11 protein-coding genes are annotated in these 13,066 nt (G+C 45.4%); 3 read left to right on the top strand and 8 right to left on the bottom strand.

All coding sequences use genetic code 11. The annotated features are described in order from the left end of the window. Window positions 1–74 precede the first annotated feature (74 nt). On the top strand, window positions 75–1,343 hold the full coding sequence (locus tag NST74_RS02875) for a BaiN/RdsA family NAD(P)/FAD-dependent oxidoreductase (RefSeq protein ID WP_341110315.1): 1,269 nt from the start codon (window positions 75–77) through the stop codon (window positions 1,341–1,343). Window positions 1,344–1,410: 67 nt separating this feature from the next. On the opposite strand, the gene NST74_RS02870 is transcribed toward NST74_RS02875, so the two are convergent. The 3 genes from NST74_RS02870 to NST74_RS02860 all read right to left on the bottom strand — a co-directional run bounded on the left by NST74_RS02870 (window position 1,411) and on the right by NST74_RS02860 (window position 4,956). Further along, window positions 1,411–2,673 carry an ABC transporter permease gene (locus tag NST74_RS02870; protein WP_341110314.1) on the bottom strand — a complete coding sequence of 421 codons (1,263 nt, stop codon included), beginning with the start codon at window positions 2,671–2,673 and terminating at the stop codon, window positions 1,411–1,413. Then, window positions 2,670–3,410, bottom strand: coding sequence for an ABC transporter ATP-binding protein (locus tag NST74_RS02865; RefSeq protein ID WP_341110313.1), 741 nt, complete (start codon window positions 3,408–3,410; stop codon window positions 2,670–2,672). The genes NST74_RS02870 and NST74_RS02865 overlap by 4 nt, the downstream gene beginning before the upstream one ends. 202 nt (window positions 3,411–3,612) lie before the next feature. After that, a complete protein-coding gene (locus tag NST74_RS02860) occupies window positions 3,613–4,956 on the bottom strand; it encodes an MFS transporter (protein ID WP_341110312.1) in 1,344 nt (447 codons plus the stop codon). A 344-nt stretch (window positions 4,957–5,300) separates the two neighbouring features. On the opposite strand from NST74_RS02860, the gene NST74_RS02855 reads away from it, so the two are divergent. After that, complete coding sequence (locus tag NST74_RS02855) at window positions 5,301–5,768, top strand: MarR family winged helix-turn-helix transcriptional regulator (RefSeq protein WP_042123913.1); 468 nt, start codon at window positions 5,301–5,303, stop codon at window positions 5,766–5,768. A 114-nt stretch (window positions 5,769–5,882) separates the two neighbouring features. On the opposite strand, the gene NST74_RS02850 is transcribed toward NST74_RS02855, so the two are convergent. The 3 genes from NST74_RS02850 to NST74_RS02840 all read right to left on the bottom strand — a co-directional run bounded on the left by NST74_RS02850 (window position 5,883) and on the right by NST74_RS02840 (window position 8,422). After that, entirely contained in the window at window positions 5,883–7,391 is a 1,509-nt protein-coding gene (locus NST74_RS02850) for an MDR family MFS transporter (RefSeq protein WP_339289055.1), read from the bottom strand. Window positions 7,392–7,415: 24 nt separating this feature from the next. Then, the gene (locus tag NST74_RS02845; RefSeq protein ID WP_341110311.1) at window positions 7,416–7,976 is read right to left on the bottom strand and encodes a GNAT family N-acetyltransferase; all 561 of its coding nucleotides are present in this window, start codon (window positions 7,974–7,976) and stop codon (window positions 7,416–7,418) included. Window positions 7,977–8,149: 173 nt separating this feature from the next. After that, window positions 8,150–8,422 (bottom strand): hypothetical protein, encoded by a 273-nt coding sequence (locus NST74_RS02840; protein ID WP_042123906.1) that lies wholly within the window; start codon window positions 8,420–8,422, stop codon window positions 8,150–8,152. A gap of 227 nt (window positions 8,423–8,649) precedes the next feature. Here NST74_RS02840 and NST74_RS02835 point away from each other — a divergent pair, with 227 nt between their 5' ends. Continuing rightward, complete coding sequence (locus tag NST74_RS02835) at window positions 8,650–9,129, top strand: GAF domain-containing protein (RefSeq protein ID WP_042123904.1); 480 nt, start codon at window positions 8,650–8,652, stop codon at window positions 9,127–9,129. A 199-nt stretch (window positions 9,130–9,328) separates the two neighbouring features. Here NST74_RS02835 and NST74_RS02830 read toward each other — a convergent pair whose 3' ends face one another. Both NST74_RS02830 and glgD read right to left on the bottom strand, forming a co-directional pair. After that, window positions 9,329–11,761 (bottom strand): glycogen/starch/alpha-glucan phosphorylase, encoded by a 2,433-nt coding sequence (locus NST74_RS02830; protein WP_341110310.1) that lies wholly within the window; start codon window positions 11,759–11,761, stop codon window positions 9,329–9,331. A 97-nt stretch (window positions 11,762–11,858) separates the two neighbouring features. Then, window positions 11,859–12,962 carry a glucose-1-phosphate adenylyltransferase subunit GlgD gene (gene glgD, locus NST74_RS02825; protein ID WP_042123900.1) on the bottom strand — a complete coding sequence of 368 codons (1,104 nt, stop codon included), beginning with the start codon at window positions 12,960–12,962 and terminating at the stop codon, window positions 11,859–11,861. Window positions 12,963–13,066: the final 104 nt, after the last annotated feature.

Raw genomic sequence — 13,066 nt, 5'->3', positions numbered from 1 at the left:
GTCAGAATGGTATGATTCCGTTAGGAAAACACGGAGCAATACCCGTGTCTTAACATGTAAAGGAGTAAAATTCCATGAGCAACTACGATGTGATCGTCATAGGTGGCGGCCCTTCAGGATTAATGGCAAGCGTGGCTGCAGCAGAACACGGAGCATCCGTACTCCTGATTGATAAAGGAGCTAAGCTAGGACGAAAGCTTGGGATATCTGGTGGTGGACGCTGCAATGTAACGAACGTCAAGGAGAGAGATGAGTTGATCTCCCATATTCCCGGAAACGGGCGTTTCTTGTATAGCGCCTTCGACCATTTTAATAATCAAGATATCATTGCCTTTTTTGAAGACTTAGGCATTGCATTAAAGGAAGAAGACAACGGACGGATGTTTCCAGTTTCCGATAAGGCCTCCAGTGTCGTCTCCGCCTTAATTAACAAAGTACGAAGTCTTGGCGTGCAGATAATGACGGACAGTCCTGTCTCACATGTAATATATGCAGAGGGGACTGTTAAGGGTGTTCAGCTGAGCTCGGGTAAAACGATCTCCACTGCTGCTGTCATCATCGCCACCGGCGGGAAGTCTGTGCCTCAGACCGGCTCTACTGGAGATGGATATCCTTGGGCGGAAGCCGCAGGCCACACCATTACTGAGCTGTTCCCGACAGAGGTACCGATTATTTCACGGGAAGAGTGGATTAAATCCGGTGAGCTGCAAGGATTGTCGCTGCGCGATGTGGCACTTACTGTTTGGAATCCTAAAGGAAAGAAGGTTATCTCTCATCGTGGAGATATGATTTTCACTCATTTTGGATTATCGGGACCAATTGCTCTGCGGTGCAGTCAATTTCTGAGACAAGTCCAACGTAAATCCGGCACAGACACTGTCGAGATGTCCATCGACCTCTTCCCTGATCTGACCGCACAAGAAGTGGAAGCTATGGTGCAGGACAAGCTGGAGCAGGAACCGAAGAAAGCGATCCGCAATTCGTTGAAGGGGTTGCTGCCAGAACGTCTCATCCCTCTCTTATTAGCTAAAGCTGACCTAGATGGAGATATAACGGGCCATCATGTATCCAAGAATGGATTGCTCGCTCTAGCAGGTATCTTGAAACGGATGCCCGTCTATGTTCACGGTACCCGTTCCCTGTCCGAGGCCTTTGTTACGGGCGGCGGAGTAAATCTGAAGGAAATCGATCCCAAAAGAATGGAATCTAAGCTTATGCAAGGGCTATTCTTCTGCGGTGAGGTGCTCGATATCCATGGTTATACCGGTGGCTACAATATAACAGCCGCCTTCTCTACCGGTTATACAGCAGGCAAACATGCCGCAGATCTAAGACTTAACTAAAACGATGCAACTAAAAACAGCGTGATTTGAGAGGCTTCTCAATTCACGCTGTTTTTATGTCTATCTATCATTCTTTCCCTAAACGGAACGTACCAAATATTCTGCTAATAAAGAGTCCTACCATGTATCCAACCGGAACAAACAGGATGATCCCCCACCATCCATACAAAGAGAGACAGATTAGTGCGGAGGAAACCATTGTAAAGGGAAGCAATAGAATAGGGACCGCATGCATTCCCGCTTCAGCCTTTTGTTCTTTCGTAAACGGTAGTATCCCAATATAATCATCACCAACAAACAACGACCAGAACGAGAACAGCCAAAAAGTCATGAGTGATGTTAACACTACAAATCCCAGCCATTTGAAACCCGATGGAATAATAAGAATCGCGACGGCGGACACGGCTGTAAAAGCTAAGTAAAGCTTCAAATGGGCCGGATTCCGTACGAGTGCCTTAATCGCTGCCGCAGAGAAACGGCTCTCGGCAGTCTTTGATTTAAGCAAAGGCTGTGACTTCCGGAAAATCCACGGCTTATGGCGAGTCGGACGAGGTTTATCCAGAACATTGCGGAGCAGAATGGCTGCAATCTTCATCCGCTGCTTGTAGTCTTCTCGCACATCGTTCATAAATGTCCCGCGCATCAATAAGCGCCAACGGAAAGCGATAATCGCAACGACTGTAAATACAACTGCACTCAGCAATATGAAGAGCGGGCGATCATTCCAAAGGCTAGCTACTCTGAAATAAATAGCGTTTGGGACGGAGATCGCCAGGAATAGCCACAACCAGCGCCGCCAACCTTGCTTCTGTACTTTTACAAGATGCCCAAGTAGCTTAACACACCAGCTGCACGCCAAGGTCAGAGCGAAGAGCGACCATACCTCAAATGAAGTCATTTCAAATCCCCGAATCAGAAAGGGCAATAGCAGTGCAAAAGCAACACAGAATTTAAGCGAGGTTACAAACAGGCTGTAGAGCAATCCGCGAAATACGATCGTATTAACCCATCGCTGCCGTTGTCTAAGAAATAATAGGTCCCCTTCCTGCAATAATAGCACCAATCCCCCATTGCAGATCAGGAGCACTAATAATGAAAGAATGAACATAAACGGCAGATTCACACTCCAAGCCGGTAGCGCCTCATTCCAGAAACCATAATACAAACGCCCTCCCAGCAATCCCCCGGGAATAAGAATATATAAGAGAACGGTCCAATCAGCCGCTGTACGAATAATAGCGGATTGCTCACGCCAATGAGAGAATAGCCGCCGTCTGAATAGTTGTTTGGCGTTAGAAAAAGCAAACGTCCGCTGTCCCTGCTTACTCATGTCAGTTCGTCGAAGCAATCAAACAACGACGCCTCCGGCAGTCCAGCATAATCACGTATATCTTCGAGTGTTCCCGAAGCGGCAACCCTTCCCCCGGAGATCAGTACGAAATCATCGCATATCTTCTCTGCAGTATCCAGTACATGCGTAGACATTAATACACCCGCCCCTCGCTTCCGCTCTGCTTCCAGAAGTCGCAAGAAATCTTTAGTGGCGCGAGGATCTAAACCGATAAACGGCTCGTCCACAATATAAACATCCGGCTGTACCAAAAAGCCAAGCATTAGCATCATTTTTTGTTTCATGCCCTTTGAGAATCCGGCTGGAAGATCATTGCGCACATGGCCCATACCAAACTGCTTCAGCAACCTTTCTGCAGTTTCTTCGAACTGTTCATACTTCAGTCCATAAGCAGCGGCTGCTAAATCTAAATGCTCCCACAACGTCAAATCCTCATAAAACACAGGCTGCTCCGGTACATAAGCGTAAGATTTATTAACGCCGCTAAAAGACACCTTAGCCTTGGTATTCTTCAGCAAACCGAGCAGGGTCTTAATGGTTGTACTCTTTCCAGCACCATTAGGTCCGATCAGTCCGAGCAACTGCCCTCGCTTCACCTGAAAAGAAATATCGAATATGCAAGGATCTCCCGCTTCATAGCCAGCTTCATCGATCTCAACATCGAGCACAATGTCGTCATAGCTCTCGGTATCCACTATTGTTTCTTCTTTTTCCATACTCTCCATCTCCTAGATACTTCTAATAAATACTATTATAGATTGCATTCTCTATAACGTATATGAATGATATTCGAATGGTCAACAGAGGCAATCGAAACTTATCTAATCGTACTATATATTTTTCCTGAAAATAATCAAGCTGCTTTTTTCACATTAATAACTTAAGCTCTGCTCAATAGCGAACAAAAGAAACCTCCCATTAAAGGGAGGTCTGTCCTACAAGATCCATGTTATTTGTCGCTGCTGCTCCCTCCAGCTTCTTGATAGCCGCCTCATCCCTGCGCTCAATTTTGCCACGCAGCATTAACAACCCCAGCCCCAGCACGCCTGTAAGCAGACCAGATAGAATAAAGGCAGACACTGGGCCAGATGCTGTCACTAAAGCTCCACCGGCTACAGGTCCTAGAATGACGGCCGCGCTTGTCAGACTGCCTATGGTCCCAAACACACGTCCCGTGTATTCTGCAGGTGTCCGTTGCTGGAGCATCGAATTAAAGGGTATAAACGCTAGTCCTGCACCCACACCGGCAAACATGAAGGACCCAAACAAAGCAATGTTCATCCAGATTCCTGCCTGACCGTGAGCAGTTACGATCCCTGCACTCGAGAAGACAGCTCCCATGATTACAGCCCCTAATCCCATAAAGATGAGCGGATGCTTGCCACTGCCTATACGGCTCACAAACAGCGCTGATAATAAGGTTCCAAGGCCACTGGCTGCTACACACCACCCCAGCAAATCACCGTTTACACCTGGAATTTCCCGGAATAATGTTACAATCTGAGAGTCACCGATCTGCAGCATTAACAGTACCAGTACCAACGTAACAATGCCACAGAGCACCACAGGCATTCCTGCGATCACCTGCAGACCCGCGGACATTTCTTGGCGGAAGGATTTACGCACCTCAGTTTCCCCTGTGCTTGCTTCTGCATTCTCCTTCTTCACCGCAGCTAATCGCGGTAATCCAAGTAAAATGATCGCCGATAAAATGAAAGTAGCAGAGTCAATCATGTAACAAGCAGCTATGCCGAAGGCTGCCACCAACAATCCCCCGAGAGCAGGGCCCACAATTTTGGTTATCTGTTCTATAGATGAACTAAGCGCCATCGCTTTATCCATCTGGGCCGCGGGAACAAGTTCCTTAATCTTTCCGCTTTTGGCTGGAGAGAATAGCACATCCATACATCCCTTTGCCAGCAGCAGCACATAGACTTGCCACAGCGAGCCTGCAAATACTAAGCAAATCACAATCGCTGAACGTGCTATATCCGAACCAATCATTAGTGCCTTTCGGTTGAAACGATCACTTAAATAACCAGCAAAGGGGCCTCCTAACAACAGAGGTACAGCCATACATAAAGATATAGCCGTAATTTCCCACGGTGTAGCATTCCATTTGAACCCTACCATTGTCAGTAGCGCTAGGATATGTAACCAGTCTCCTACATTCGATACAAGCTGTGCGGCGATAAGCAGCATGAACGGCTTATTTGCGGTTAGCTTACTTTCTTTTAAATCATGAATTCGATGTTCCTCCATCTTTACTTCACTCCCCGTTACTATTTCTCAATGAAGTAATAGTAAAATATTGGAGATTATCATTCATCCGTCTGGAGGCGTAAATAGTACTTGAACCGGGGGATGAAATTGAGATCCTATCAGAGACTGAGGTCAAAAAACATTCAATTTCAACATCTTCAAAAAATTGTTTGATTTTTAATAATTAAAAGTTGCTCATTGTGACAAATCACATGTTCTTCATTCAATCTTTCACGTATTCTATTGTTATCTCAAAGTTCGTTGCACAGGTAAACCGTGCACTAATTAATATGATTACAGACGTGCGACGAGTTCACATGATTAACGATAGAGGGTGGAGAAGCATGATACAATCTTATGAACGTGATACACAATTAACACTACATTTGTACCGGGTATTTGCCAAATCATTCAAGAGTATTAATGAGCATGCTGTTACCGGCAGCAAAATCGAAGGCTTTAATCCTACTGCCTTTGCCGTCATGGAAGTGTTGTACTATAAGGGACCACAGCCCATTCAACAAATTGGTGCTAAACTGCTGCTACAAAGCGGTAACGTGACTTACGTGATCGACAAGCTCGAAGAACGTGGCTATTTGCAACGCAAGCCTTGTCCAAGTGATCGTCGTGTGATTTTCGCAGAACTGACCGCGGAAGGCGAACGTCTCATGAATGAGATGTATCCGAAATACTCAGAGCGTCTTCATCTTGCTTTCAGTGGACTGAATGATGAAGAGAAGGAACAAATGATCACTCTGCTCAAGAAGATGGGCCTGCAAGCTGAGAAGCTTTCCCCTCTTCCCCGTAAGTAGAACTAGCGTCTAGGCTGCTTTTCACTTCATATTTGTTAGACAAGCTGTTATCACACGAAGAAGCCCGACCGGCAAATGCCTGGTCGGGCTTCTTTATGTGATTTAGAGAATGAATTATGCCTTTTTCAAAGACGAAGTAGCATCCTCAACGGAAGGTACACCCTTGCGCAAACCCCAAGATATTACTAACGACAACACCGCGAAAACTGCCATCATAATAAATAACGAATGAAGTCCCCCTTCAAGTGCACCACGCAAACTGTTTGATACTTCACCAGACAGATTAGTTCCTGTATGCGAGCCAAGCAACTTATTAATGTCATCACCTGTAACGTTTGAATCCGGTTGTTTTCGCAACAGCTGATCAATATTCAAGTTCAGCCAGGAACCGAATATAGCCACCCCAATGGTCTGACCCAGTGACCTTGTAAATGCATTAAGCGCTGTGGACGCGCCACGTTGATCATACGCAACCGAGGACTGCGCGATAATCGTGAAGACCGTAGAGGAGTATCCAAACCCTACTCCACAGACCAGCATCAAGCATAGGAGGATTAGCTGCGAAGACTCTCCGGTCAAGAAAACCAGACCAATAGCTCCGGCAGCAATCATCATCAATCCAAGCATTGCAGTTCGGCGGGAACCTGCCCGCAGAATCATCCGCCCACCTGCGATTGACCCAAACATCCAACCTACGGACATTGGAGCAAGCAGCAAGCCTGAGATCGCAGCGCTTTTTCCAGATACGCCCTGCACCCATAAGGGAATATACGTAGAAAGTCCAATAATTAATGTACTTACCAGCAGATTAGCACCCGTTGATACCGCGATGTTACGATTTGAGAATAGATTCAGCGGAAGCATAGGCTCTGGTGCACGGCGCTCCACAAACAGAAACAGGATTAGCAGGATAACCGCTGCACCCAGTGTTGCGAGTAGTAATGGAGAGGTCCATGCCAGGTTCTGCCCTCCCGTAGAAAGTCCAAAGAGTAGAGCCCCCATCCCTGCTGCAAAAAGAAGAACGCCTGCCACGTCGATTTGTGTCTTCCGACGCACCTTCTCTTCCTTCAGGTAGCGCGCAATAAATATCATTGCCAACACACCAAATGGCAGATTAAATACAAATACCCAGCGCCAGCTTAAGTAATCGACAACATAGCCCCCAAGCAGCGGCCCTACCAAAGAGGAAATCCCCCAAACAGAGCTTAGCAACCCTTGCGTCTTTGCTCTTTCTTCAATGCTGTAAATATCACCGATGATCGTAAAGGTCATTGGAATAAGTGCACCCGCACCGATCCCCTGTATCGCGCGAAACAGGATCAGCTGTTCCATACTTTGCGATATGCCGCATAATAATGAGCCTAATAAAAAAACAGCCGCTCCCCACATGAATACAGGCTTGCGTCCGAATAGATCACTGATTTTGCCGAAAATAGGTGTTGTAATAGCCATTGCCAATAAATATGAAGTAAATATCCAGCTCAGCCACTGCATTCCCTGAAAGTCACCAACAATCGCCGGCCCCGCTGGCCCCGTTACAGTCCCCTCAATAGCGGCCAGAAATGTAGCCAGTAGTACCCCTGTTAATATTAGTTTGCGTTCTAAATCCCCTGTTGACTTCAATGTTCCAAACCCTCTCTTTATGTATTAAGTGAATCGCCACTCCTCGCGCAGCAGAGCATGAAGAGCAACATCCTGAAAGCCGGAATCGATCTGCCGATATTGACGCAATACGCCTTCCTTCTGAAATCCAAGCGCATATACCAGCTTCTCCGCACGGATATTATCAGGATGACAAAGCGCTTCTATTCGATTCAAGCCCATAATATTGAAGCCAAAATCGAGTACAAGCTCAAGTGCTTCTTTCATATATCCAAGCCCCCAAAAGGCAGGTGACAGATCACAGCCTATTTCACCACGGTAAGCTCCCTGAAGCTGCCAATGATTATAACCACAGCTGCCTATGACTTCCTCCCCAGGTCCAATAATACTCCAACGTAAGCTCTCCTCTTCCTGAGCCATCTGTGATAGAAGTTCAATAAGCTGTTTCGTCTCTTCTATAGAAGATAACGCCGGTGCACCCAGCCAGAGAGAAACGTCCGGATGAGACCATACCTGAAATAATGCTGAAGCATGCTCAGTAGTCATAGCACATAATTTTAATCTTCTACCAAACAGTGTAGGTGTCACTCCATTGCATAGATACAATTCTCAGCTCCCCCTTCAACTTATCAATTATACATCATTCAAGAGCATATCCTTAAGCTAAAAGTTCTAATTTTTTAACATCTTAAATTGTAAAAAGCGCCCGGATCAGGCGGCACACTCACCACTTGATCCAAACGCTTTTAGTAACCTTGCCGATTAATGATTCCATTCCGTCAATTCACGACTTCACTACACAACACCTGAAGTTTGGCTCGAATATCCTTGAACTCTTCAATACCCGTGCCAGTAATACTGTACCCTTCACTATGTGCAGTCAGAAAGTTGTCCAGCGTCAGCTTTTCCAATTCCTGTTTCACTTCGCGTTCTCCTACACGATACCCCATGTCTTCCAGTCCGAGCAGCATCTCCGAGATCGTCACATCTTTATCATGTGCACAATAAAGCATGTGAATTCCTATGAACAAGTTCTGTACATCGGCGCGCATATTCCACTCCTTCTGGCTACAAAGCCTTCGGTATTTACTCTTGCATTACCCTATGACAGTTCATTGGAAACATCATCGTAAGGGCTCAACACTTTATACAGATCCTAGCGTACTACAAAATATTACAAAACAATGTTGTGTCTTGACGTACCCCGCATAGCTGTACTATGTTGTTAGTTACAGTTATGGTTTCATATTGACTTTAAAGTACAGGAAGGTGATGCTTCATGTTTCAAGCTATGCCATATGATGGAACGCGCAGCGAGCAGTTTGAAGCCGTTCTAACCCAACTCGAAGCATTGATGAAGGACGAACCAAGTGCTACAGCCAATCTAGCTAATGCTTCGGCACTGCTTAAACACGCTATGCCGGATACGAATTGGGCTGGATTTTATTTATTTGACGGTAAGGAGCTAGTACTTGGACCCTTTCAAGGCCTCCCTGCATGCATTCGAATTCCACTATCCCGCGGGGTGTGCGGAACGGCAGCAGCAGAGCGACGCACGCTTGTAGTAGGAGATGTACATGCATTCCCAGGTCATATTGCCTGTGATGCAGCCTCTAACAGCGAGATTGTTGTTCCTTTAATAAAGGATGACCGCTTGCTTGGCGTACTCGATATCGATAGTCCGCTCAAGGATCGCTTTGATGATGAAGAACGCCGGTTTCTGGAGCGGTTCGCAGCATTAGTATCGGAAGCTATCTAAAAATCCTCTCACAAATATATACTTTCTGATAGGTCAAGCATAAACGCCTTCGTCGTCCTGATAAGGACGGAAGCGTTTATGCGAGAAATATAAGACATAAAGAATGGTGTGAAACTTATACTTTATGTCTTATATTCTAAAAAAAAGCTGTCTTATTTGTAGGAGTTACCTACTTATAAGACAGCCTTTTTCCGATGACCTACAGTCGAACTGGGCTTATATTCCAAATCTCTGCCGCATAACGACTAATTGTATTATCGCTGGAGAATTTACCGGAATGACCAATGTTAATAATGGACTTCTTTAGCCATTCCTGTCGGTTACGATATGCCCGATCAATTTCAACGTGCGTCTCAACGTAACTAGCGAAATCTTTAAGCACAAAGAATTCATCGTTATTATCCAGAAGAGAATGGAAGATGCTCTCAAACTCCGTAGCATGACAACATATAGGTCCTGGTTTGATTAACTGATCCAGTACTTCTTTCACACGACTATCCCCGTTGTAAATGTCACGCGCATGATAACCGCCATGTTGGTAGTAATCCATGACCTGCTCCGCACGAAGTCCAAACAGGAACATATTATTGTCCCCCACCATCTCATGCATTTCCACATTAGCGCCATCCATCGTACCTACCGTCAATGCACCATTCATCATAAACTTCATATTCCCGGTGCCTGACGCTTCTTTGCTGGCGGTAGAAATCTGCTCACTGATATCCGCCGCAGGAATGATTTTTTCCGCTAGTGATACCGAATAATTTTCAAGGAAAAAGATACGAATCTTTCCTTTAACATCCGGATCTTTATTGACTACATCCGCAACTGTATTAATTAATTTGATAATCCGCTTCGCCAGATGATAGCTTGGTGCTGCCTTTGCTCCGAATATAAACGTGCGCGGGACCATATCCATCGAAGGATTATCTTTGATTTGATTATACAAATGCAGAATATGCAAAATATTAAGCAACTGGCGTTTGTAGGCATGCAGACGTTTCACCTGTACGTCAAAGATAGAATCCGGGTCTACATGTACCGAATGCTTACTATAAATGTACTCTGCAAGACGCAGCTTATTCTGACGCTTAATACTGGCTACTTGTTCCTGGAAAGAAGCATCCTCACAATATTTAATCAAGCCAATCATTTCTTGAGGATGACTCACCCAACGGGTCCCTATCGATTGATTGATCAAATTAGCCAGATCCGGATTGGCATGCAGTAACCATCGCCGATGGGTAATTCCGTTCGTCTTATTATTAAAGCGGTGTGGGTACATTTCATTAAAAAGTTGCATTTCGCGCTTCATTAATATTTCTGTATGCAGCGCCGCTACTCCATTGACACTATGGCTAGCTACAATGGCCAGATGAGCCATCCGAACCTGATCATCATGAATAATCGCCATCTGCGCAATTCGATCCTGATCCCCCGGATAACGACTCATAAGCTCGCCACAGAAACGCGCATTGATCTCTTCAATAATTAGAAAAATACGTGGCAGTAGCTCCCTAACCATTTGAATAGGCCATTTCTCTAGCGCTTCACTCAGAATAGTGTGATTGGTATAAGAGACCATACGCGTCGTGATACTCCATGCCTCATCCCATCCTAAGCCATGTACATCCATCAGAATCCTCATCAATTCAGGAATCACCAGCGTTGGATGTGTATCATTAATATGAAGAGCTACCTTGTCTGGCAGTGATCCAATAGGGAGCCCAAGCTTGGCATAAGTTCGCAAAATACTTTGCAGCCCCGCGCTGCAGAGGAAATACTGCTGCTTCAGGCGAAGCAGCTTGCCTTCGTATTGAGAGTCATCTGGATACAGGAACTCCGAAATGGATTCTACAGAACGCTTATACTCCAGAAACTTATGATAATCCGTCCCAGCAAAGGAACCAAAGGTTCTAGAAGGCTGTGTAATGGATTCCGCACTCCAGTTTCGCAGTGTATTCACATGCCGACGGTCTGCCCCAATGATAGGAACATCATATGGAACTGCACGAACGGCCTCATACTGACTATGCTCAAAGATAAGCCGCCCGTTCTCTTCGCGGGTCTCAATAACCCCCCAGAACCTAACTTCAACCTGCTTGTCTTCGCGGCGCACTTCCCATACATTATCATTCTGCAGCCAGTAATCAGGCAGTTCCACCTGATACCCATCGACGATCTTCTGCTCGAACAGGCCATATTTATACCGTATGCCGCAGCCATGTCCTGCATATTGCAGGGAGGCGAGTGAATCCAGGAAACAAGCGGCCAAACGACCTAGACCTCCATTCCCTAACCCAGCATCCGCCTCCTCCTCCTCGATATCCTGCAAACAGAAGCCAAGGTCCGCTAAACCTTCACGTACTACTTCCAGTACGCCCATATTCAGCAGATTGTTCCCCAGAAGCCTACCGATCAAGAACTCCATCGAAAAATAGTAAACCTGCTTATCTTTATCGATCTTATATTTCTGGTTGGTTTCTGCCCAATTTTTCCCGGCGTTCTCGCGAATCATGTTGCCTAGTATTTTATAGACATCGGCATTCGAGGCTTCCTCAAGTGGTTTACCTAATTTACCAATGAGGGTCTCACGGAATACCTGTTTGAAAGATTCTTTATCGTTAAACAACAGTAGGTCCTCCTGACAAATGCTTTTTTTAGAAGTGCAGTAGACTGTGCCATTAGATCAGATAGGTTAATACTGCTTAGTTCATCTAATCCAGTCGTTAGATCTTGCTGCTCTTGGCGATGACGAATGGACGTTTGCTATCTCCAACAAGAATTCGATTCTTACTCAAATGTACGTCTTTATCCATAATCACGTTCTCAATGACTGCATTCTCTTCAATGACGCACTTTTGCATAATTACAGAGTTGATGATTTTCGCGCCCTTACGTATTTGAACCCCCCGGAAAATCACGCTGTTCTCCACGGTTCCACCAATAATGCAGCCGTTAGCCACCAGTGAATTGCTGACATTAGCACTCTCCAAGTACCTTGTTGGAGCCTCATATTTAATCTTCGTCTGTACCGGACTTTCTTTGAACAAACTGAAGTAATTCTCCTGCTGGAGCAGTTCCAAACTGTTCTTGTAATAACTCTCCAATGAATTAATTACGGCATGATAGCCATGATATTCGTATGCGGCAATATTAAATTTGTGTCGGTTCTTCTGAATTACATCACGGAAAAAATAACTCTCTCCATGCGCAATGCAATGCTCCACCTGCTCCAAGAACAGCTTCTTCTCCATAATGAAGATATCCAGATATAAATTAGGATGGTCCTTCTCATGATGGATATTGGTTACCTTATTTTCTTCGTCTACTTCAATACGCTGGCATAGATCATGCTCTGGCTGCAGTTCCTCAATCTTTTTATACACTACTGTAACGTCGGCGCCCTTCTCCAGATGGTAGCTGTACAAGTCTTGGAGGTCGATCGTATTGATATGCTGGCTGCCGGAAAACACGATATATTTAGCAGATCCCCGTTTAAAAAGATCCAAATTGTTATGATAATGCTGTAAGTCCCCGAGAGAAGTATCCGTTGGATCGTTCCAGTCCGGAGGCAAAATGAACAGGCCCCCATGTTTGCGGTTCATATCCCAGGATTTACCGTCACCCAGATGGTCCATTAGGGAACGGTATTTACGGCGGACGAACAGACCGACGCTCTCTAAGTCTGCACGCATCATATTAGAAAGCACGAAATCAATCAACCGATAACGACTGGCAAAAGGTACGGCTGCGCCACAGCGGAAATAAGTGAGTTCATTTAGTTTATCGAGTTCATGATCCAGATTAATTACACCCATGAGTTGCTTCATCGGAATCCACCGTCCTCTTATAATTTATAAGAAAGTATAAGTTTCACCATATACTTTATCCTTATAAATCTCGCATAAACGCTTACCGTCCTTAGAAGGACGCC

This window comes from Paenibacillus sp. FSL F4-0125 (assembly GCF_038008565.1).
GTDB lineage: Bacteria > Bacillota > Bacilli > Paenibacillales > Paenibacillaceae > Paenibacillus_AQ.
Note: the sequence above shows the minus strand (reverse complement) of the source record. Positions and strands in the feature narration are given on the sequence as shown.